The 22,769-nt window shown below is 68.1% G+C and carries 17 protein-coding genes; 10 read left to right on the plus strand and 7 right to left on the minus strand.

Annotated elements, in window-relative coordinates:
• The 7 genes from ACI48D_RS16735 to ACI48D_RS16765 form a co-directional block, all read left to right on the plus strand.
• Positions 1-1,229 (plus strand): extracellular solute-binding protein (locus tag ACI48D_RS16735; protein ID WP_435572370.1); only part of this gene is annotated, 1,229 nt, incomplete at its 5' end.
• A gap of 13 nt (positions 1,230-1,242) precedes the next feature.
• Positions 1,243-2,130, plus strand: a complete 888-nt coding sequence (locus ACI48D_RS16740; protein ID WP_435572371.1) for a carbohydrate ABC transporter permease — start codon at positions 1,243-1,245, stop codon at positions 2,128-2,130.
• Positions 2,127-2,960, plus strand: coding sequence for a carbohydrate ABC transporter permease (locus ACI48D_RS16745; RefSeq protein WP_435572372.1), 834 nt, complete (start codon positions 2,127-2,129; stop codon positions 2,958-2,960). The genes ACI48D_RS16740 and ACI48D_RS16745 overlap by 4 nt, the downstream gene beginning before the upstream one ends.
• Positions 2,961-2,984: 24 nt before the next feature.
• Complete coding sequence (locus ACI48D_RS16750; protein ID WP_435572373.1) at positions 2,985-4,142, plus strand: ABC transporter ATP-binding protein; 1,158 nt, start codon at positions 2,985-2,987, stop codon at positions 4,140-4,142.
• Positions 4,143-4,164: 22 nt separating this feature from the next.
• The gene (locus ACI48D_RS16755; RefSeq protein ID WP_435572374.1) at positions 4,165-5,223 is read left to right on the plus strand and encodes a LacI family DNA-binding transcriptional regulator; all 1,059 of its coding nucleotides are present in this window, start codon (positions 4,165-4,167) and stop codon (positions 5,221-5,223) included.
• 85 nt (positions 5,224-5,308) lie between these two features.
• On the plus strand, positions 5,309-8,104 hold the full coding sequence (locus tag ACI48D_RS16760; RefSeq protein WP_435572375.1) for a TonB-dependent receptor: 2,796 nt from the start codon (positions 5,309-5,311) through the stop codon (positions 8,102-8,104).
• A gap of 13 nt (positions 8,105-8,117) precedes the next feature.
• Positions 8,118-9,095: a glycoside hydrolase family 43 protein gene (locus ACI48D_RS16765; protein ID WP_435572376.1), complete on the plus strand. Its 978-nt coding sequence runs from the start codon at positions 8,118-8,120 to the stop codon at positions 9,093-9,095.
• A 626-nt stretch (positions 9,096-9,721) separates the two neighbouring features.
• Here the strand turns inward: ACI48D_RS16765 and kefC are convergent.
• Positions 9,722-11,530 carry a glutathione-regulated potassium-efflux system protein KefC gene (gene kefC / locus ACI48D_RS16770; protein WP_435572377.1) on the minus strand — a complete coding sequence of 603 codons (1,809 nt, stop codon included), beginning with the start codon at positions 11,528-11,530 and terminating at the stop codon, positions 9,722-9,724.
• A 3-nt stretch (positions 11,531-11,533) separates the two neighbouring features.
• Entirely contained in the window at positions 11,534-12,091 is a 558-nt protein-coding gene (locus tag ACI48D_RS16775; RefSeq protein WP_435572378.1) for an NAD(P)H-dependent oxidoreductase, read from the minus strand.
• Between the two features lie 125 nt (positions 12,092-12,216).
• Here ACI48D_RS16775 and ACI48D_RS16780 point away from each other — a divergent pair, with 125 nt between their 5' ends.
• Both ACI48D_RS16780 and ACI48D_RS16785 read left to right on the plus strand, forming a co-directional pair.
• Positions 12,217-12,567: a hypothetical protein gene (locus ACI48D_RS16780; protein WP_435572379.1), complete on the plus strand. Its 351-nt coding sequence runs from the start codon at positions 12,217-12,219 to the stop codon at positions 12,565-12,567.
• A gap of 21 nt (positions 12,568-12,588) precedes the next feature.
• Positions 12,589-12,858: a hypothetical protein gene (locus ACI48D_RS16785; protein ID WP_435572380.1), complete on the plus strand. Its 270-nt coding sequence runs from the start codon at positions 12,589-12,591 to the stop codon at positions 12,856-12,858.
• A gap of 42 nt (positions 12,859-12,900) precedes the next feature.
• Here the strand turns inward: ACI48D_RS16785 and lpdA are convergent, their stop codons facing one another.
• The 5 genes from lpdA to ACI48D_RS16810 all read right to left on the minus strand — a co-directional run bounded on the left by lpdA (position 12,901) and on the right by ACI48D_RS16810 (position 19,384).
• Complete coding sequence (gene lpdA, locus ACI48D_RS16790; RefSeq protein ID WP_435572381.1) at positions 12,901-14,322, minus strand: dihydrolipoyl dehydrogenase; 1,422 nt, start codon at positions 14,320-14,322, stop codon at positions 12,901-12,903.
• 4 nt (positions 14,323-14,326) lie between these two features.
• Complete coding sequence (locus ACI48D_RS16795; RefSeq protein ID WP_435572382.1) at positions 14,327-15,706, minus strand: dihydrolipoamide acetyltransferase family protein; 1,380 nt, start codon at positions 15,704-15,706, stop codon at positions 14,327-14,329.
• Between the two features lie 2 nt (positions 15,707-15,708).
• Complete coding sequence (locus ACI48D_RS16800; RefSeq protein WP_435572391.1) at positions 15,709-16,713, minus strand: alpha-ketoacid dehydrogenase subunit beta; 1,005 nt, start codon at positions 16,711-16,713, stop codon at positions 15,709-15,711.
• Positions 16,714-16,795: 82 nt separating this feature from the next.
• The gene (locus tag ACI48D_RS16805) at positions 16,796-18,028 is read right to left on the minus strand and encodes a 3-methyl-2-oxobutanoate dehydrogenase (2-methylpropanoyl-transferring) subunit alpha (RefSeq protein WP_435572383.1); all 1,233 of its coding nucleotides are present in this window, start codon (positions 18,026-18,028) and stop codon (positions 16,796-16,798) included.
• Positions 18,029-18,247: 219 nt separating this feature from the next.
• On the minus strand, positions 18,248-19,384 hold the full coding sequence (locus tag ACI48D_RS16810) for an SMP-30/gluconolactonase/LRE family protein (RefSeq protein WP_435572384.1): 1,137 nt from the start codon (positions 19,382-19,384) through the stop codon (positions 18,248-18,250).
• 154 nt (positions 19,385-19,538) lie between these two features.
• On the opposite strand from ACI48D_RS16810, the gene ACI48D_RS16815 reads away from it, so the two are divergent.
• Complete coding sequence (locus tag ACI48D_RS16815) at positions 19,539-22,766, plus strand: PAS domain S-box protein (protein ID WP_435572385.1); 3,228 nt, start codon at positions 19,539-19,541, stop codon at positions 22,764-22,766.
• Positions 22,767-22,769 lie beyond the last annotated feature (3 nt).

A 22,769-nucleotide genomic window follows, 5' to 3' on the forward strand; every position in this document is an offset into this window, starting at 1 on the left:
CCCGGGCCCAGGTTGAAGTCAGGATGTGGACGCTGCTTAGCGGCGGCGACGGCGCGCGCATGCGGGCCCTGGTCGACGACTTCAATGCCAGCCAGCGCGAGGTACGCGTGGTGAGCACGACCCTGAAATGGGGCGAGCCGTTTTATACCAAGCTGATTACCTCCTCGGTGGTCGGCGCCGGACCGGACCTGGCGACCGTGCACCTGTCGCGCCTGGTCAACCTGGCCGGCGGCGGCGTGCTGCGCCCGATCTCGGACGCCGAGCTCGCAGCGGTCGGCCTGAAGGGCAGCGACTACCTGCCGCGCCAGTGGGAAAAGTCGACCTGGCAGGGCAAGACCTGGGCGGTCCCGCTCGACATGCACCCGCTGGTCCTGTACTACAACAAGACCCTGCTCAAGCCTACCGGCCTGCTGGACCCTGGCGGCAAGCTGAAACCGATCGAGGGCGTCGATGCGCTCACCGATGCCTTCCGCATCGCCACCGAGCGTACCGGGCGCCGCGGCCTGACCATGGAAAGCAGCCAGAGCTCGTTCGCGATCTGGCGCCTGTGGCTGTCGATGCTGGCCCAGCAGAACGTCGCCATCGTCCGCAACGGCCAGTACAGCTACGGCCCGGCCGGCGAGGCCACGCTGGCGCGCATCAGCGACTGGTTCCGCAAGGGCTACGCCCAGGCCGGCCTCGACTACCCGGCCTCGACCAGCCAGTTCATGGGCGGCGGCGCCGCCTTCATGCTGAACGGCGTGTGGGAAGTGCCGGAACTGGTGCGCGCCTCGAAGGCGGGGACGCTCGGCTTCGAGTACGGCATCGTGCCGCTGCCGAAGATGTATGCGAACGCCAGCGCCTGGGCCGATTCGCATGCCTTCGCGCTTCCGGCCAACGCCGGCAACCCGGCATCGCCGCAAAAGGTGAACGCGGTACTGCGCTTCGTCGCCTACGTCAGCCGCCACTCGATGGGCTGGGCCGAGGGCGGCCACATCCCGGCCTACCGCGCGGTGGCCGAGTCGCCCGAAGCGCTGGCGCTCCAGCCGAATGCCCAGTATGCCGCGGCGGCCCGCAACGTGGTCTACGATCCGGACGGCTGGTACATGGGCGCGGCCGGCCCGCTGGAGGCGATCGCCTCGAAGTTCCTGCCGGCGGCGCTGTACGGCTACATGACCCCGGCCGAGGCCGTCAAGCGCTTCGAGCAGGAGGGCGCGCGCCTGATCCGCAAGCCGCCGCCGCGCTATTGAGCCCAGGAGAGCGATGAAACCCAATGACCTCATATTGCGCAGCGCACGGCGCACGGGCTTGCCGGCGACGATGCTGCTGGCCCCCTTCGTGATCGCGTTCCTGCTGTTTTTCCTGGTTCCGGCCGGCGTCACTTTCTGGATGAGCCTCACGGAGAGCAGCCTGACCCGTACCAATGCCTTCGTCGGACTGGCCAATTACCACACCCTGCTGAACGACCCATCGTTCTGGGACTCGGTCCTGAACACCTTTTATTTCGCGCTGCTGACCGTGGTGCCGCTGACCGCGCTGGGGCTGGTCATGGCGCTGCTGGTCGACCGTTTCGTCAAGGCCCAGGCCTGGTTGCAGGGAGTATTCTTCCTGCCGTTCGTGCTGCCGATCTCGGTGATGACCCTGATTGCCGACTGGATGCTGCAGCCTTCCTCCGGCGTGATCAATCACATCCTCGGCATCCACCGGCCCTGGCTGGCGGACCCGTACTGGGCGCTGCCGGCCGTCGCCATTGGCACGGTGTGGTGGACGGTCGGCTTCAACATGCTGCTGTTCCTGGCCGGCCTGCGCAACATCCCGGCCGACCTGTACGAGGCCGCGGCGCTGGACGGGGCGCGTGGCTTCACGCTGTTCCGCAGCATTACCTGGCCGGCGCTGCGTCCGGTCGCCACCACGGCCCTGATCCTGCAGGTCATCGCTTCGCTGAAGGTGTTCGGCCAGACCTATATCCTGACGTCCGGCGGACCGTTCAACACGACCCGCGTGACGCTGCACTATATGTACGAAACCGCGTTCACGCAGAGCGACGCCGGCTATGCGGCGGCGATCGCGATGGCCTTCGTGACCATCGTGATCCTGCTGTCGATGCTGCAGGCCGGGGTGGTGCGCTGGATGGCAAGGAGGGAAGCATGAAGGGACGTTCGAACCTGGGCTGGACCGTGGTCGGCCTGGTCGCCGCCGTGCTGCTGGCCGCGCTGTGGGCGGCGCCGCTGCTGTGGGCGCTCTCGACGGCGCTGCGTCCGGAGCTCGAGACCGTATCCAGCGACTTCCATTGGCTGCCGCAACACTGGACCCTGGACGCCTTCGCCCGGACGCTGGGCGCCGGCAATGTCGTGCGCTGGCTGTTCAACAGCTTCCTGGTGGCGCTGCTGGTGACCGTCGTGACGATGGCGATCAGCCTGATGGCGGCCTATGCCTTTTCGCAGCTGCGCTTTCGCGGCCGTACCATCCTGTTCGGCGTGGCCATGCTGGCCTTCCTGCTGCCCTTCGAGGCGCTGCTGGTGCCGCTGTTCCGTACCATGAACCAGCTCGGCCTGATCAATACCTATGCCGGCATCGTGCTGCCACAGGTGGTCTCGCCGGTGGTGATCTACGTGTTCAAGCAGTTCTTCGACGAGATCCCGGCCGACTTCCGCGAAGCCGCGACGATGGACGGCGCCGGCCCGCTGCGGGTATTGTGGAGCGTGTACCTGCCGATCTCGGGAAACATCGTGTGGGCGATGGCGATCGTGACCTTCATCGCCGCCTGGAACAACTTCCTGTGGCCCTTCATCATCGTCACCTCGAACGACATGATGACGATCCCGCTGGGGCTGACCCAGACCTACGACGCCTTCGGGGTGCGCTACGCCCAGCTGATGGCGGCGGCGCTGTTGGGGGCGCTGCCGGTGGCGCTGGCCTACATCGCCTTCCAGCGCCGGGTCACCCAGGGCTTCCTGGCGGCCAGCGGGCTCAAGGGATAAAAACCAATAATAAGAGGAGTGAGTATGGCATCGGTAAGGCTGCGCGGCATCAGGAAGGACTACGGCGACAATCCCGTCATCAAGGGCATCGACCTGGACATCGAGGACGGCCAGTTCGTGGTCTTCGTCGGCCCGTCCGGCTGCGGCAAGTCGACCCTGCTGCGCATCATCGCCGGGCTGGAGGAGGTGAACGCGGGCGCGCTGGAAATCGGCGGCGTGCCCAGCCTCGGCGTCGACCCGGCGCGGCGCGGAATCGCCATGGTGTTCCAGAGCTATGCGCTGTATCCGCACATGACGGTGGCGGAGAACATGGGCTTCGCGCTCAAGCTGGGCAAGGTGCCGAAGGGCGAGATCGCCGAGCGGGTGGGGCGCGCCGCCGAGATCCTGCAGATTTCCCACCTGCTGGAGCGCAAGCCCAAGGCCCTGTCCGGCGGCCAGCGCCAGCGCGTGGCGATCGGCCGCGCCATCGTGCGCAAGCCCGAGGTCTTCCTGTTCGACGAGCCGCTGTCGAACCTCGACGCGGCCCTGCGCGCCCAGACCCGGGTCGAGCTGGCGCGCCTGCACCGGGAACTGGCCACCACCATGATCTACGTGACCCACGACCAGGTCGAGGCCATGACCCTCGGGCAGAAGATCGTGGTGTTCAACGGCGGGCGCATCGAGCAGGCCGGTACGCCCTTCGAACTGTACGAGCGGCCCGCCAACCTGTTCGTGGCGGGCTTCCTGGGTTCGCCGCGCATGAACTTCCTGGAAGCCAGCCTGGTGGGAGAGGAGGGCGCGATCGCCACCGTGCGCCTGGCCGGCGGCGCGCACGTGGATGTCGCGGCCGATGCCGGCGCGGCCGCGGTCGGGGCCAAGCTCACGCTGGGCGTGCGGCCGGAGCACCTGCGCCTGCTGCCCGACGAAGACGCAGACGAGGACGAGGGCAAGGGTGGCATCCCCGGCACGGTGAGCCTGGTCGAATACCTCGGCGACGTGATCCTGGCCTACGTGCAGGTCGAGGGCGCGCCGGAGATGGTCGCGGTCAAGTGCAACGGCGGCATCGGCGGGCATTCGCTGCCGGCCGTGGGTGCGCGCGTGCTGCTGGCCTTCGATCCGCTGCATGCCTACCTGTTCGGCGCCGACGGCGCGGCCATGCCGGCGCGCGAACGCAGCGCCCGCACGCCGGCGGCGGCGTACTGAGGCCGCCGGCGATGGACGCACCATGAACAGGCCGGCGCGCGGGCGGCGCCCGACCATGACCGACATCGCCAAGCTGGCCGGCGTCTCGCAGTCGACCGTCTCGCTGGTGATCAACCACCTCAGCGGGGCCAAGGTGTCGCGCGCCACGCGCGAGGCCGTGCTGCGCATCGCCCGCGAACTCGGCTATCCGCTGGAGCGCCACCACGGGCGCGTCGACAACCGTCCGGGCCAGGCCCGCAACCTGATCGTCTACCTGACCGACGAGCTGAGCACCAGCCCGCACGCGATGCAGACCATGGACGGCGCCAAGGAGGCTGCCTGGGACCTCGACTGCCTGGTGGCGGTGTTCGCCACCCGCGGCGATCCGGAGCAGGAACAGGCCGTGCTGGGCCGCATGCTCGACCACCCGGCGCTGCTGGGGGTGATCTACTCGACCATCTTCACGCGCGCGGTGACGCTGCCGGCGGCGCTGGCGGAGGTGCCGACGGTCCTCCTGAATTGCCACGAACAAGGCCACGGCGGCCCGCGCGGCCGGCCGGCGGTGGTGCCGGCCGAGCAGCAGGGTGGTTACAGCGCCACCATGCACCTGGTCGCCAGCGGGCACCGGCGCATCGGTTTCATCAACGGCGAAGGCTGGATCGAGGCGGCCCGCGACCGCCTGAAGGGTTACCGCCATGCGCTGGCGGACGCCAGCGTCGCCTTCGACCCGGCTTTGGTGCGTGAGGGCGACTGGCAGGTCGAGAGCGGCTATGCGCATGCGCTGTCCTTGCTGGGCGGGCCGGACCGCCCCACGGCATTGTTCTGCGCCAGCGACCTGATGGCGCTGGGGGCGCTGGACGCGGCCCGCGAACTCAAGCTGGCGGTACCGCGCCAGCTGTCCGTGGTCGGCTACGACGACCAGGACCTGGCACGCTACACCCATCCGCCACTGAGCACGGTGTTGTTGCCTAACCACGAAATGGGGCGCTGGGCCGCCGAAACCCTGATCGCGCAGGCCCGCGGCGGCAGCGTCTCCAACACCGTTTTTCAGAGTGAATGCCCGCTGGTGAGCCGCGAATCGGTGGCCTCGCCGGGCCTCTAGAAAGGGTCCCAAGCGCGCGCCGTCGTGTTCGCTTTTGCGTTAGCTTCCTGTTAAGAATTATTACTAATATTTTCAGGAGACTTGCATGACCACATTCCAGCTTCGGCCCGTGTGCGCGGCCGTTCTCGTCCTGATCGCCCATGCGGCAGCGTACGCCCAGAGCGGCACCGGCACGCCGCCCTCCGAGCCAGGGCAGGCGCCCGCCCAGGACGCGGTCAGCCCGGCCGCGCCGACCCAGCCGGCGCAGGTGGTGCAGGTGCAGGTGACCGGCCTGCGCAGCAGCATCCGCAGTGCCGAAGCGATCAAGCGCAACGCCGACCAGGTGGTCGACTCCATCAACGCCGAAGACATCGGCAAGTTCCCGGACCGCGCCACCGGCGACGCCCTGCAGCGCATCGCCGGGGTGCAGGTCGGCCGTGACCGCGGCGAGACCAACTCCGTGATCATCCGCGGCCTGCCGGACGTGGTCACCACCCTGGACGGCAACGAGATCGTCACCGGCAACGGCCGCCGCCTCCAGTACCAGGACCTGCCGGTGCAGTCGATCGGCGGCCTCGACGTGTATAAATCCGCCACCGCCAACCAGCTCGAGGGCGGCATCGCCGGCGCCGTCAACGTGCGCCTGCGCGCGCCGTTCGACCTCAAGGGCTTCAACGCCACCGGCTACATCGAAGACCGGCGCCAGCAGGTGAACGGCTCCAGCGCCACCGATACCAAGAACAACCCGGCCGGCGGCTTCTCGGTCAGCAACCGCTGGAACACCAGCTACGGCGAGATCGGCGCGCTGTTCGACGTCCAGTTCCAGCGCGAGCACTGGGGCTACCCGGTGCAGTGGGTCGACCGTCCGGACCGCATCTTCTCGGTCAGCCCGGACGGCACCGCCGTGCGCCTGAACGACGACCAGCCGATCGCTCCGCTGAAGGCCGGCGACCGCCTGGGCGAGCTGCCCAACGTGGGCGGCATCTACAACGCCGGCGACCGCGACCGCGGCAGCATCCACGGCGCCCTGCAGTGGAAGATCAGCCCGCAGCTGGAGGCCAGCGCCCAGTACCTCGGCACCGGCTACCGCGCCCGCAACGCGGTCGACTACATCCTCGGCATCGTCACCTGGACCCCGCGCCTGAGCAATGTGGTGCTGGCGCCGCAGGGCGACTATTGCAACACGCCGAACGGCGCGATCTGCCCGATCCAGTCGGCCTTTGCCGGCGCCGCCCGCTTCGGCGGCCCCTACGACTGGGATCCGTATACCGCGACCTCGACCTGGGGCGTGAAGGAGCACACGGCCACCCACTTCCTGAACCTCGGCGTGCAGTACAAGGACGGCCCGTGGAAAGTGGCCTCGAGCTTCGCCTGGACCAAGTCGACCTTCGTGAACGACACCGTGATCGTCGACCAGCAGATTCCCGGCGCCAGCATCGACGTGTATACCTACGGCCGCGACGGCCATGGCGGCTACAACCGGGTGACGACGCCGGCCAGCGCCAACGCGCTGCGCGACCCCAGCCAGTTCGTGCTGCGCGGGATGGTGCAGAACTGGGGCATCTCGACCGGCGAACAGACCCAGTGGCGGCTCGACAGCAATTACCGCCTCGGCGACGGCTTCCTGCGCAGCATCGACGCCGGCGTGCGCCTGTCGGAGCGGCGCGCCGGCTTCAAGGGCGCCGAAGGCCACAGCGACATCAGCGGCGCCACGCGCGCCACCCCGATCGGCGCCTTCGGCCCATCCTTCGAAGCGCTGGTGCCCGGCGTGGACCGCCTCGGCGGCCCCTGGGTGACGCCGTCGCGCGACTTCCTGATCGACCAGGCCGACACCGTGCGCGCCTTCTACGGCGCGGCGCCGGGCCGGGTGGCCGAAGACCCGACCCGCGCCTTCGACCAGCGCGAGACCAACAGCACGCTGTACCTGCAGGGGCGCTGGCAGACGACGCTGAGCGGCATCGACGTCGGCGGCACCGTGGGCGGGCGCTACTCGCACATCAGCCGCCAGCTGAAGGGCAACAGCCGCATCGGCGACGTGATCAGCCCGATCGACCAGTCCTCGAACGAAAACAACTTCCTGCCGAGCGCCTCGGCGGTGATCGGCTGGCGCGACAACCTGCAGTCCCACCTCTCTTTCGGCAAGACCCTCAGCTATCCGGAATTCGCCTCGCTGAATCCGGCGCTTTCCTTGATACCGCCGACCGTCAATGCGCCGGGCACCGGCTCGGCCGGCAACCCGAACCTGCGCCCGACCAAGTCGAAGAACATCGATGCGACCCTGGAGTACTATTTCCCGAAGAACGGCTATGCGCAGATCGCGCTGTTCCATCGCGATATCGACGGCTATTTGCAGAACATGGAATCGGACGAGACCATCGGCGGCCAGAACTACCGGGTGACGCGTCCGCAGAACTCGGGGTCGGGCAAGCTGAAGGGCGCCGAACTCGGCATCCAGAAGTTCTTCGACTTCCTGCCTGGCATCTGGAGCAACTTCGGCGCCCAGGCCAACTACACCTGGATCACCGGCGACAACCAGACCCTGGTGTCACAGAACCCCAACGTCTTCCAGACCACCCCCTTGCTCAACGTCGCGAAGAAGAACTACAACTTCGCGCTGCTGTATGAAGGCAACGGCCTGACCGGGCGCCTGACCGCCACCCACCGCGGCGACTACGTCGAACAGATCGCCGAACCGCGCTTCGGCCAGAACCGTTACGTCAAGGCCGCAACTTACGTCGACTTGAGCTTGTCGTATGCTATCAACAGGAACGTGTCGCTGCAGTTCGACGCGATTAACATCACCAGGGAAAAGTACGAGAGCTACCTGAACGACCCGATCCGCCCGCGCGACATCCGCTACAATCCGACCACCTACGGACTGGGTCTGCGCTTCTCGATGTGAGTTCGATGTGACCATGAACACGACTTACCGGAATCCGGTGTATCCGGACAGCTTCGCCGATCCCTTCGTGCTGCGGCACGAGGGGGTCTACTATGCCTACGGTACCGCGCCCGGCGGCGCCGACGGGCGGCAGATCCCGGTGCTGCGCTCGCTCGACCTGGTGAACTGGAAGGCGCTCGGCCATGCCCTGGTGCCGGCCGCCGGCATAGAGCCCGACAGGGGCTACCACTTCTGGGCGCCGGAAGTGGCCAGCCACGGCGGCCGTTTCTATATGTACTACTCGTCCGGCAATGCGCCCGAGGGAACCGACCAGAAACTGCGGGTGGCGGTGGCCGATCATCCAGCCGGCCCCTTCATCGATGCCGGCAAGCTGCTGGTGCCGGACCAGCCGTTCTCGATCGACGCCCATCCCTTCCGCGACGCCGACGGCCAGTGGTGGCTGTTCTACTGCGTCGACTTCCTCGAACTGTCGCACGACGAGCGGATCGGCACCGGCATCGTGGTGGACCGCCTGCTCGACATGACGACCCTGGCCGGGGAGCCGCGCGTCGTGGTGCGCCCGCACCACGACTGGCACGTGTTCCGCAAGGACCGGACCATGTACGGCAAGGTGGTCGACTGGCATACGGTCGAGGGCGCGGCGGTGCTGATGCGCGACGGCCTGTATTACTGCTTCTACAGCGGCGGGGCGTGGGAAAAGGAGAACTACGGGGTCAGCTACGTGGTGGCGAAACACCCCGAGGGTCCCTACCGGCGCCCCGAAGGTGGGCACGAGGCACTGCTGATGCGCACCCCCGCCTCCGGCGAGCTGGTGGGGCCGGGGCACAACTCCTTCACGGTGTCGCCGGACGGCAGCGAAACCTGGATCGTGTACCACGCCTGGGATCCGCAGCGCACGGCGCGGCGCATGTGCATCGACCGGATCGACTGGGTGGACGGCAAGCCGGTGACGAACGGGCCGAGTTCGGCCGAGCAGCCGGCGCCGCGCTGAGCGGCGCCGGTTGCCGCCTACTGAGATCGGGCAGCAGAAGGCAATGTGGCCCTTCAGGTCGCCGATGTTCGGCACCTCGACCAGGAAGTCGTTCGTTCCCAATGTCGGTGACATACTTCGCCGGGGAAGGGATCCACGGTGGAGGCCGTCGTCACGAAGTCCGGGACACACAGCATGTCGCTGTCGCTGGCCTTGAAGCGGTCGTTGCCGTTCTGCGCGCGAACTGCGACTGACTGGTCGTAGACCTACAACGATCACGACCCGCCCAACATGGTCTTCGGTGGTATCACGCCAAAACAGAAACAGGCACTTGCCGCTTACCTCTAGATTTAGCGTGCTATGAAATGGGATAGCGGGGCGAGATTTGCCAATACTCTGCAAAAATAATCAATCGAGACCTTACTTCAATTCGGTTGCGCGGCGACTGTCAGTGGCCAGGCGGATGCAGGCGCTTTCTGGCCGAGATTGAAGCCGCAACGCTGTGGCCGACGCTGGGTGCCACGCTGCGGATTGCCCGAAAGGCAGCGCGAACAAAGCTGCATAATTATGGGGCGATCTTGAAAGCCGTCACGAGACAAAAGTCCTATTTTTCTAGTACATTTGTCCAGGCGGCGTCTTGCGCAACATCAATCCCAGTCGTGCCGCGTCTCTCCGTCCTGCGCCCGCCTGTCGCGCGCGATCATCTCTTCCAGTTCCTCGCGCGCCCGTTTGGCCATCGACACGTACTGCTCGCGGTCCTTGTAATATGGGTAGACCGCATGCACGTTGGCAATGTTGAGCTTCCTGAACTTGAGGGCGGCCTGGCGGATGCGGTAGGCGTTGTGCCCGAGGCCGGCGGTGAGCACGGTGCGGCCCAGTTGCAGGGCCGATTCGAAGGTTTCGCGCTCGATCATGCTCACGCCGCGGTCCATCAGCTGGTAGTAATGCGTGACGTTGCGCGCGCGGGCGAAGATCTGCAGGCCGGGATAGTCGCGCCGCACGGTGTCGACCAGGTCCAGGCTGTCCTCGATGTCGTCGATCGCCACCACTAGGGCGCGCGCCCGGGCGGCGCCGGCGGCGCGCAGCAGGTCGGCGCGGGTCGCGTCGCCGTAGAACACCTTGAAGCCGAAGCGGCGCAGCACCTCGATCTGGTCCGGGTCGTGGTCGAGCACCGTCAGCTTGATGCCGTTCGCGTTCAGGAAACGGCCGACGATCTGGCCGAAGCGGCCGAAGCCGGCGATGATCACGTGGTCCTCGTTCGGTTCGATGGCGTCGGCGTCCGGCTTGGCGGCGGCGCCTTCGCGGCGTGCCGACAGGCGGTCGTACAGCATCAGCACCAGCGGCGTGACCACCATCGACAGCGCCACCACGACCACCAGCAGCGACGCCGTATCCTCGGCGAACACGCGCGCGGTGGCGGCCGCGCCGAACACCACGAAAGCGAACTCGCCGCCCTGCGACAGCAGCAGGGCGAACTGCAGGTGCTGGCCGCGCGCGATGCCGAACAGGCGCGACAGTCCGTACAGCACGGCGATCTTGATCGCCAGGAAGGCCGTCACCAGGCCCAGGATCAGCAGCGGACGCGCCAGGAAGACGGCAAAGTCGACCGACATGCCGACCGCGATGAAGAACAGCCCGAGCAGCAGGCCCTTGAACGGTTCGAGATCGGTTTCGAGCGCATGGCGGTACTCGGAATCGGCCAGCAGCACGCCGGCCATGAAGGCGCCCAGTGCCATCGACATGCCGATCCATTGCATCAGCAGCGCGATCGCGATCACCAGCAGCAGGGCGAAGGCGGTGAAGATCTCGCGCGTGTCCGTCCTGGCGATGACCTGCAGGAGCGGGCGCACCAGGTAACGGCCGCCGAAGATCAGGCCGGCCAGCACGCCGACCACCTTTAACGTGGCCAGCCAGAAGTTGCCGCTCGAACCGGCATCGTCGGGGATGCCGAGCAGCGGCACGATGGCGATCATCGGGATCGCGGCGATGTCCTGGAACAGCAGGATCGCGAAGCCGGCCTGGCCCGCCGGGGTCGGCATCAGGTTGCGTTCTTCCAGCGAGGCGAGGGCGATCGCGGTCGAGGACAGCGACAGCCCGAGACCGGCGATCAGCGCCAGCTTCCAGCCGATCCCGGCCAGCAGCGCGGCGCCGAACAGGAACACAGTGACGGCAGCGACCTGCGCGCCGCCCCAGCCGAAGATCGGCCGGCGCAGCGCCCACAGCCGGTCGGGTTCCAGTTCCAGGCCGATCAGGAACAGCAGCAGTACCACGCCGAACTCGGCGAAGTGCAGCGCGTCCTCGACGTTGCCGATCAGTTTCAGGCCGTAGGGACCGATCAGGATGCCGGCCGCCAGGTAGCCGAGCACCGTGCCCATCCCGAGGCGCTTGGACAGCGGCACGGCAAGCACGGCGGCGGCCAGGTAGACCAGCGCATTGGTGAGCAGGCTGTGTTCCATGGTCTAGCTCCCTGCGCCTGGCAGCGCCGCGGCGTAGGCCTGCAGCCGGCGCCTGAATTCGGCCACGTGGGCCGCGACCGCGACCTCGCCGGCCTGGGCCGCGCCATGCATCAGCAGCGGTTCGATCCAGTCCATCCCGCACAGGGCGGCGGTTTGTTCGAAGGGCGCCAGGAAATCGGCGAACGGCCGCCCGTGCAGGCCGCCCGGCTGGTAGGCCTCGAGGCCGCTGCCGGTAGTTGCGACCAGCCAGTAGCCCTTGCCGCGCAGGGCCGAATCGGGCTTGCCGTAGGCCCAGCCGGGCACCATCACCACGTCCATCCATTCCTTCAGCAGCGATGGCATGCCGTACCAGCGGATCGGGTGCAGGAACACCAGCAGGCTGGCGTCGCCAACCAGGGCGCGCTCGCGCTCGGCGTCGATGTCGAAGTCCGGATAGGTGTCGTACAGATCCTGCACCACGACCCCGGGCGTGGCGCGCGCGGCATCCGCAAGCCGGCGGTTGACCGGCGAGCGGTGCGGGGCAGGGTGGGCATACAGGACGAGGATGTGTTGTTCGCTCATGAGCTTGATTATTCCACAATGCCTGGCCCGACATGTCCTACAAGCCAGACGGGCGCGTGCCTATTGGATGCCACGGGGGTGCGGGACTATGATGGATGCCAACCTTAGCGGAAAAGGAGTTCGGCATGTCGATGCAAAGCGAAGGCAAGGATGCCAAAGGCCGCAACTACGACCAGGTCACGAAGGACGGCAGCAGCTCGGCCGGCAGCTTGGGGACGGGCGGTACCGGCGACATCGGCCGCATGTCCGGCGACGTCGATACGGGTACGCCCGGCAACGCCCGCGATGGCGGCGCCGGCAACAGCCAGTCGGATGCGCGTACGGATGACCTGTTGACGTCCGGCACCGAAGAGGAGCGGTGCCAGGGTTACCGCCCCAGCGAACCGGGCGCGGTCGAGACCGGCCTGGAAGGGATCGGGAACAAGATCGGCGGCAACCCCGGAAACCGCCAGTCGAACCCGGACGGCCAGGAGTAAGCCAGTGGAGGGGAGATTTCCATGAGCACAAAGAACGAAGCGAAGGAAGCGAAGGGCGGCGCCGATATCGGCGGCGCCGGCAACCAGCACAACGATTGGGGCCACAGCGACGTTGGGGCCGGCAACAGGCAGTCGGAATCGCGCTTGGACGATGTGGTCGGTTCGGACACAGGACATGTCGGCGAGGAGGCCGGCGAGCTACAGACCGGGCTGGGCGGCATCGGCAGCCTGAGCACCGGGAATGCGGGTAGCCGGCAGTCGGAAGGCGACAAGGGAAAGTCCAAGCAGTAATACAAAGGTCGCTCCCGCCTGCGCGGGGGCGACGTACGCGCGTCAGATATGCAGCGCATGCCCCAGGGCCCGCAGCGCGGCCTCCTGCACCGCTTCGCCCAGGGTCGGGTGCGCATGGATCGTCCCGCCCACGTCTTCCAGCTGGGCGCCCATCTCGATCGATTGCACGAAGGCCGTGCTGAGCTCGGACACCGCGCCACCGACGGCCTGCCAGCCGACGATCAGGTGATTGTCCTTGCGCGCGACCACGCGGACGAAACCGTCCGTGGCCTCGATGGTCATGGCGCGGCCGTTGGCGGCGTAGGGGAAGCTGGCGCTGATGCAGTCCAGCCCCTGCCTGGCCGCCTCCTGCGGGGTCAGGCCGACCACCACCACTTCCGGATCGGTGAAGCAGACCGCGGGAATCGCCGCCGGCATGAAGTGGCGGCGCTTGCCGGCGATGATCTCGGCGACCATCTCGCCCTGCGCCATCGCGCGGTGGGCCAGCATCGGTTCGCCGGTCAGGTCGCCGATCGCCCAGACCTTGCGCATCGAGGTCCGGCACTGGTTGTCGATGCGGACCGCGCGGCCGCTCATGTCCAGCATCAGGCTCTCCAGGCCGAAGCCCGAGGTGCGCGGACGGCGGCCGACGGCCACCAGCACGCGGTCGGCGGCGATCGCCACTTCTTCGCCGCCGCCGTTCTTCATGCGCACGGCCTTGCCGTCCTCGCTCAGGCCGAGCACGCTCGACTCCAGGTGCAGCTCCACCCCAAGCGCCTTCAGGCGCGCCGCGACCGGACGCGAGAGTTCGTCGTCGTAGGCCGGCAGCACGCGGCCGGCGGCCTCCACCACGGTCACGCGCGCGCCCAGCTTGCGGTAGGCCGTGCCCAGCTCCAGGCCGATGTAGCCGGCGCCGACCACCACCAGGTGTTCGGGCAGGGCTTCGGGCGACAGCGCCTCGGTGGCGGACACCACCTTGCCGCCGAAGGGCAGAAAGGGCAGTTCGACCGCCTCGGAGCCGGTCGCCAGCAGCAGGTGCTCGCAGCGGATGCGGGTGGTCTGGCCGCCGGCATCGTTGGCGGCGCCGGTCCTGCCGGCCTCGGCACCGGTTACCTCGACCGTCTTGCCGTCGAGGATCCTGGCCCAGCCGCGCACCACCTGCACGCCGTTCTTCTTGAGGAGTGCACCGACGCCGCCGGTGAGGCGCTTGACGATGCCTTCCTTCCAGGCCACGGTGCGGCTCACGTCGATGCTCGGCGCGGCCGTGCGGATGCCGAGCGGAGACTCGCCTGCGTAGTGGCAGGCCTTGTGGAATTCCTCGGCCGCGTGGATCAGCGCCTTGGACGGAATGCAGCCCACGTTCAGGCAGGTGCCGCCCAGCTGCTCGCCTTCGACCAGCACGGTCTTGATGCCGAGCTGGCCGGCGCGGATGGCGGCCACGTAGCCGCCCGGCCCGCCGCCGATGATGAGTAAGGTCGTTTCCATCGTTTTATTCCACAAACAGCGTTGCAGGGGATTCCAGGTAGCCGCGGACGGTCTGGATGAACTCGGCCGCCACCATGCCGTCGATCACACGGTGGTCGAACGACGAGGACAGGTTCATCAGCTTGCGCGGCACCAGGCCGCCGTTCTTCACGACCGGGCGCTCCAGGATCCGGTTCACGCCGACGATCGCCACTTCCGGATGGTTGATCACCGGGGTGGACACGATCCCGCCCAGCGGGCCCAGGCTGGTGATGGTGATGGTCGAGCCGGACAGCTCGTCGCGCGCCGCCTTGCCGGTGCGGGCGGCTTCCGCCAGGCGCACGATCTCGCGCGCGCTGGACCACGGGTCGCGCGCCTCGGCGTTGCGGATCACCGGCACCATCAGGCCGGCATCGGTCTGGGTGGCGATGCCGAGGTGGACCGGCTGGTAGCGGGTGACGATGCCGGCCTGGTCGTCGAAACGGGCATTGACCTCGGGGAAGCGGCGGATCGCCAGCACCACGGCGCGCATCAATAGCGGCAGCAGGGTGAGCTTGCCGCGCTCCGCGCCGTAGCGGGCGTTCAGCTGGCCGCGCAGGGCTTCGAGTTCGGTGACGTCGACTTCCTCGACATAGGTGAAGTGCGGAATCTGGCGCTTCGACAGCTGCATCTTCTCGGCGATCTTGCGGCGCAGGCCGATCAGCGGGACCGCTTCCTCGCCCTGCAGCTCGGCGTAGCGCCGGTCGGCGGCGCCTGCGTGCGGGGCATGGCCCTGCTTGCGGCCGGCCACATAGGCGTCGAGGTCGGCGTGGGTGATGTGCCCGGCCGGGCCGCTGCCGGCCACGTACTGCAGTTCGATGCCCATGTCCCAGGCGCGCTTGCGCACGGCGGGCGCGGCCAGGGGTTTTTCGTTTGCATCACGGAAAGCGGCGCGCGGGCTCGCGCCGCTGCCGGAACGCGCCGGCGCCGGCGAGCGCCCGGCCGGTGCGGCCTGCGGCACACGCGCCGCCGGCGCAGCGACGCTGGCGGCACCGGCCGCGACGCGCTGCGGTTCGGGCACGAAACCGTGCGGCAGGTCCGCCGCCTCGTCCGCGGCCGGTGCCGCGGTCGCTGCCGCAGACGCGGCGGCCGGTTTCGCGGCCTCGCCCTTGAGGTTGCCCGACCCCTCGACTTCCAGGCGGATCAGCTCCGCGCCCACGGCCAGCGATTCGCCGACCTTGCCGCCCAGGGCCATGACCGTGCCATGCACCGGCGACGGGATTTCGACCGTGGCCTTGTCGGTCATGACATCGGCCACCACCTGGTCTTCCTTGATGGTGTCGCCGGGCTGCACGCGCCAGGCTACCACTTCGCATTCCGCAATGCCTTCGCCCAGGTCGGGCATCTTGATGACGTGAATACCCACCTTTAAGCCTCCATCGCTTGTTTGAATGCCGCGCCGACGCGGTCCGGACCCGGGAAATACGCCCATTCCTGCGCATGCGGGTAGGGCGTGTCCCAGCCGGTCACGCGCTCGATCGGCGCCTCCAGGTGGTAGAAGCAGTGTTCCTGCACCAGCGCGGCCAGTTCGGCACCGAAGCCGCTGGTCCTGGTCGCTTCATGGACCACGACGCAGCGTCCGGTCTTCTTGACCGACTCGACGATGGTGTCGAGGTCGAGCGGCCACAGGGTGCGCAGGTCGATGATCTCGGCGTCGATGCCGGTTTCGCTGGCGGCGGCCTCGGACACCCACACCATGGTGCCGTAGGTCAGCACGGTCAGGTCCGAACCCGGGCGGAAGATCGCCGCCTTGTCCAGCGGGACCGTGTAGTAGCCCTCGGGGACCTTGCCGAGCGGGTGCTTGGACCAGGACACGACCGGACGGTCGTGGTGGCCGTCGAAAGGGCCGTTGTACAGGCGCTTGGGTTCCAGGAAGATCACCGGGTCGTCATTCTCGATCGAGGCGATCAGCAGGCCTTTCGCATCGTAGGGATTGGACGGCATCACGGTGCGCACGCCGCACACGTGGGTGAAGAAGGCTTCCGGGCTCTGGCTGTGGGTCTGGCCGCCGTAGATGCCGCCCCCACAGGGCATGCGGATCGTCAGCGGGGCGGTGAAGTCGCCGGCCGAGCGGTAGCGCAGGCGCGCCGCCTCGGAGACGATCTGGTCGGTCGCCGGATAGAAATAGTCGGCGAACTGGATTTCGACCACCGGGCGCAGGCCGTAGGCGGCCATGCCGACCGCGGTGCCGACGATGCCGCCCTCGGAAATCGGGGCGTCGAAGGCGCGGTGCTTGCCGTACTTGGCCTGCAGGCCGTCGGTGACGCGGAACACGCCGCCGAAATAACCGACGTCCTGGCCGTAGACGACCACGTTGTCGTCGCGTTCCATCATCACGTCCATGGCCGAGCGCAGGGCCTGGATCATGGTCATCGGCGTGCTTGCCATGCCCTCGGCGGCAAGCTCGGCCGTCTCCGGGGCGCCGGACCGTTCCTTGTCGATATCTCGCATCACGTCACACCCCCAGTTGTTGGCGTTGGCGGCGCAGGTGTTCGGGCATCTCCTTGTAGACGTCCTCGAACATCGATGCGGCGCTCGGCACGCGGCCATCGATCAGCGTGCCGTATTGTTCGGCTTCCTTCTGCGCGGCCAGGACTTCGGCTTCCAGCTCGGCCTGCAGGCTCTCGTGTTCGGCGTCGGACCACCAGCCCTGCTTGACCAGGTGGCGCCGCAGGCGGCCGATCGGGTCGCCGAGCGGGAAATAGGTCCATTCGTCGGCGGGGCGGTAGCGCGACGGATCGTCGGAGGTCGAGTGCGGACCGGCGCGGTAGGTGACCCATTCGATCAGGGTCGGACCCAGGTTGCTGCGCGCGCGCTCGGCGGCCCAGCAGGAAGCCGCGTACACGGCCAGGAAGTCGTTGCCGTCCACCCGCAACGAGGCGATGCCGGCGCCGACGCCGCGCGCGGCGAAGGTCACGCTCTCGCCGCCGGCAATGGCCTGGAAGGTCGAGATCGCCCACTGGTTGTTGACCACGTTGAAGATCACGGGGGCGCGGTAGACGTGGGCGAAGGTCAGCCCGGTGTGGAAGTCGCTCTCGGCGGTGGCGCCGTCGCCGATCCAGCCGGAGGCGATTTTCGTGTCGCCCTTGATGGCCGACGCCATGGCCCAGCCGACCGCCTGCGGGATCTGGGTCGCCAGGTTGCCGGAGATCGTGAAGAAGCCGTCCTTCTTCGACGAATACATCACCGGCAGCTGGCGGCCCTTGAGCGGGTCGCGCTCGTTCGACAGCAGCTGGCAGATCATCTCGACCAGCGGATACTGGCGCGCCATCAGCAGGCTCTGCTGGCGGTAGGTCGGGAAGCACATGTCGCCGTCCTTCAGGGCCAGCGCGTGCGCGGTGCCGATCGCTTCCTCGCCGAGCGAGGTCATGTAGAACGACATCTTCTTCTGGCGCTGGCCGATCACCATGCGGGCGTCGAAGATGCGGGTCTTCATCATGGTGCGCAGGCCGGACAGCAGGGTGTCCTTGTCCAACTCGGGCGCCCAGGGGCCGACGGCGTCGTCCTGGTCGTCGAGGACCCGGATCAGGCTGGACGCCAGTTCCAGGGTGTCCTGGTAGCGCACGTCGACGGGCGGCCGCGGGACGGTGCCCGCAGGGTTCACGCCAAGATACGAAAAATCAGTCTTGCAACCCGGACGGCCGGTAGGCTCCGGGACATGCAGCGACAGAGGTTGGCTCTGGCTCATAGTTCACTATCCCCTCGGTAAAGGTGTGCAGCAGAAAACATATTAATTGCGGCAAGACCGCGCACGCATGTTCTTCGAGAATATTTTTCTGCTGCTGTGCAACATGAATCCGTCCCATCCGGGGCGCGTTTTCCCGCAGGATCAGGACTAGACACTAGCATGCGGCGCAGCGAACGCATGCCGATTGATGCAAGTGTGCGCTGCGCTGCTCGGTTGTGCTCAGTGGCGCACCGGGAGCCCGGCGCGCGCCTTCGGCAGCCAGCCCAGCACGTTCGCATGCAGGCTCTGGATGTACAGGCGGTCGGCCGTCTCCAGCACGCCTGTCGCATCGGGATAGGCGCCGCTCGGATCCTGCAGGTCGGCCACGATCCGGCCATCCTCGGTGAAGGCGAGTACGTGGCCGTAAGCCGGCGGGACCGGCCACAGGAAGCGCGGCAGGCGCAGCGCCAGCTTGCGCATGAAGGGGTAGGCGGCCATCGTGTCGGCCGACGCCGTGCGCGGCTTCGCCAGGCCGAGCCAAATGCGGCCATCCATGCCGCGCATCAGGTTGTCCGGGAAGCCCGGCAGGTTGGCGAGCAGCACGCGGGCGTGCGCGACGGGGCCGTGCGCCAGGTCGAGCCCGCGCGCCCCGGCATCGATCTGCCACACCCGGTAGCCGCCGCTCTCGGCCACGAACAGCGAGCGCCCGTCCTGCGACAGCACGATGCCGTTGGCAAATGACAGGCCGCCGGCCACGACTTCGACCTTGCCGCCCGGCCCGAGCACCAGCACGCGGCCGGTGGGCCGGTGTTCGATGTAGTCGAGCACGCTGGCCTCGAAGGGATCGCCGTAGTCGGCCGGGGCGAAGCGCCGCGAGGCGTCGGTAAAATACACCTTGCCGTCGCGCGCCACCGCGACCGCGTCCGGAAAGCGGATCGGCTCGCCATCCGGCATGCGGTCGGCCAGCACGGTCACGTGGTGCGGCGGCGCGGCCGCGATCGCCAACAGCCCGCGCAGGGCATCGGCGGCGATCATGCGCCCGCTGTCGTCGAATGCGAAGCCCAATACCCGGCCGCCGGTCTGGGCCCAGATCTCCTGGCCGCTGCCGTCGGGCCGCATGCGCAGGATGGTGCCGCCGACCACCCCGAGGTAGAGGTCGCCGTCCGGCCCCAGGGCCACGTGCTCGGGGCCGGACGCGCCGTCCAGCCCGATCGTCTGCAGCGCCGCCAGCCTGGTGTTGGCGGCATAGGCGCCGGTGTAGCCAGGATTCGGCGGCGCCCGCCAGGCGACCGGGTCGGCCGGCACCGGCGCCAGCGTCAGCCAGGCCACCGGGACCAGCAGCAAGAGCGCGGCAATGCCGAGCAGGGGACGTCGCATGGGGAGTCTCCACGTATTGTTATTGTCGGTATTGCATCAGTTTATACGAAAAATTGTCAAAATGCACACAATCGACAAATCGTGTTTCGTAAAAATTGCAGAAGCTTTACAATCGCGGTCCTCATAAAACTGTAGGCATATTGACAAGATGGCGATGCGTGATGCGGCCCCGGCCAGGAACTTCGGCAACCACGGCGGAATCCTCGGCAAGATGATCGACGATGTCGACTGGAGCGCCACCAGCGCCGGGCCGGTCGCCCGCTGGCCGGCCGCGATGCGCACCACGGTCGAACTGATCCTGCGTTCTCCGGTGCCGATCGCCACCCTGTGGGGACGCGACGGCATCCTGGTCTACAACGAGGCCTACGCGGCGCTGTCGGGCGCGCGCCATCCGGCCATCCTCGGCAGCCGCGTCGCCGAAGCCTGGCCCGAAGCGGCCGCCTTCAACGCCAAGGTGCTCGAAGTCGTGCTGGCCGGCGGCACGCTGTCCTACCGCGACCAGGCGCTGACCCTGGAGCGCGGCGGGGTGCCGGCGCAGTGCTGGTTCGACCTCGATTATTCGCCTGTCACCGGCGAGGATGGCGACATCCTCGGCGTGATGGCGCTGGTGATCGAAACCACGGCCAAGGTCAGGGCGGAGGCCGGCCTGAGCGTGGAGCACAGCCGCCTGCGCGCGATCTTCCAGCAGGCGCCCGGCTTCGTGGCCCAGTTCGTCGGCCCGGATCACGTGTTCGCCCTCGTCAACGCCACTTGCCGCACGCTGATCGGCGAGCGCCCGGTGCTCGGCCGGCCGCTGCGCCTTGCGCTGCCGGAAACCGTGCCGCAAGGCTTCGTCGACATGCTCGACCAGGTGTACCGCAGCGGCGAGCCGCACAGCGCCCGCGCCGCACCCCTGTGGCTGGCCGGGGAAGGCCACCAGCGCCGCCTGTTTTACCTCGATTTCGTCTACCAGCCGCTGCGCGGCGAGGATGGCAGCGTCAACGGCGTGTTCGTGCAAGGACAGGACGTCACCGAGCGCGTGCTGGCCGGGAAGGCGCTGCGCGAGAGCGAGGCCCGCTTCCACAGCTTCGCCCAGGCGATCCCGCATCAGGTCTGGAGTGCCACCGCGGACGGCCGGAACGATTGGTTCAACGACCACACCTATGCCTATGCCGGCCTGGGCCTGGAACAGCTGGGCGGCATCGGCTGGACCGGGCTCGTGCACCCGGACGACATCGCCCAGGTGACGACGCGCTGGGCCATCGCGGTCGCCTCCGGCTCGACCTACGAAGCGGAGATGCGCCTGCGCGCGCACGACGGCAGCTACCGCTGGCACTGGTCGCGTGCGGTGGCGCAGCGCGGAGCCGACGGCGCGGTGACCGGCTGGGTCGGCACGAATACCGACATCGAGGATCGCAAGCAGGGCGAACAGCGGCTCGAGCACCTGAACGCCAGCCTGGAACAACAGGTCACCCGGCGCACCGCCGAGCGCGACCGCATGTGGCGCCTGTCGAAGGACATCATGCTGGTAGCCGGCTTCGACGGCCGGGTCGAGGCGGTCAGCCCGGCCTTCGGTTCGCTGCTGGGCTGGGCCGAAGCGGATATCGTCGGCCGCAACTTCCTCGACCTCGTCCACCCGGACGACCAGGCCGCCACCGTGGCCCAGATGGCCGCGCTGGGCGAAGGCGGCTACGTGTACAAGTTCGAGAACCGCTACCGGCGCAAGGACGGCAGCTGGTGCCTGCTGTCGTGGTCGGCCGCGCCGGATGCCGCCTTCATCTACGCGATCGGGCGCGACATCACGGCCGACCGCGAGCAGGCCGAGCAGATCCGCCGCACCGAGCTGGCGCTGCAGCAGTCGCAAAAGATGGAAACCGTCGGCAAGCTGACCGGCGGCGTGGCCCACGACTTCAACAATCTGCTGCAGATCATTTCCGGCAACCTGCAGCTGCTCGAAATGCACGGCGAGCCCGGCGAGGCCCAGCGCTGGATCGGCAATGCGCGCGCGGCGGTCGAACGCGGCGCCAAGCTGGCCAGCTACCTGCTGGCCTTCGGGCGCCGCCAGCCGCTCGAACCGCGGGTCATCAAGATCAGCCGCGTCGTGTTGGGCATGGAAGACATGCTGCGCCGCTCGCTGGGCGAGGAAATCGAGGTCGAGCTGGTGATCTCGGGCGGGCTGTGGAACACCGCCGTCGACGTCGCCCAGGTCGAGAACGCGGTGCTGAACCTGGCGATCAATGCGCGCGACGCGATGAGCGCCGGGGGGATGGCTTCGGGCCGGCTCACCATCGAAGCCAACAACGCCGTGCTGGACGACCTGTACTGCCGCAACCACGCCGACGTCGCGCCCGGCCAGTACGTCATGATCGGCGTGACCGACACCGGCACCGGCATGACGCCGGAGGTCTTGCGCCAGGCCTTCGAGCCCTTCTTCTCGACCAAGGAAGAGGGCAAGGGCACCGGCCTGGGCCTGTCGATGGTGTACGGCTTCGTCAAGCAGTCCGGCGGCCACGTCAAGATCTACAGCGAACCGGGGCAGGGCACGACGGTGAAGATCTACCTGCCGCGCAGCCTGGCGGCCGAGGATGCGAAGGCACCGGTGGCCGAGCCGCAGCCGGCGGTGGGCGGCACCGAGACCATCCTGGTGGCCGAGGACGACGAGGCGGTGCGCACCACCGTGGTCGAGATGCTGACCGACCTCGGTTACCGCGTGCTGAAGGCGGCCGACGCCGCCAGCGCGCTGGCGGTGGTGGAGTCCGGCGTGCCGATCGACGTGCTGTTCACCGACGTCGTCATGCCCGGCCTGCTGCGCAGCCCGGAACTGGCGCGCATGGCGCGCGAGCGCCTGCCCAATCTGGCGGTGCTGTTCACCTCGGGCTACACGGAAAACGCGATCGTGCACGGCGGCCGCCTCGACCCCGGCGTCGAACTGCTCGGCAAGCCCTATACCCGCGAAAGCCTGGCGCGCCGCATCCGGCAGGTGCTGGCCAAGCAGCGCAGCCGCGCGCAAGCCGAACCCGTGGCGGCGCATCCGCGCGCCGACGGCGGCGCCGGCCGCGAGCGCCTGCGCATCGTGCTGGTGGAGGACGAGGAGGAGATCCGCGACAGCACCGAGGCGCTCCTGAACCACCTCGGCCACGAGGTGCGCTCGGCCGCCACCGCCGAGGAGGCGCTGGCGCTGATTTCGAACGAATCCGAGGTCCTGATCACCGACGTCCAGCTGTCCGGCATGTCGGGCGACATGCTGGCCGCCGAAGCGCGCGTGCTGGCGCCGGGCATCCGCATCGTGTTCGCAACCGGCAAGGGCGAGGTCAACAACTGGCCCGACGCGGTGGTGCTGCGCAAGCCCTACGATCTGACGGCGCTGGCGGCGGTGCTGGCGGGTGTGGTAGCGGTGAGCTGACGA

This window comes from Massilia sp. LXY-6, from assembly GCF_051233485.1.
Taxonomy (GTDB): Bacteria; Pseudomonadota; Gammaproteobacteria; order Burkholderiales; family Burkholderiaceae_D; genus Telluria.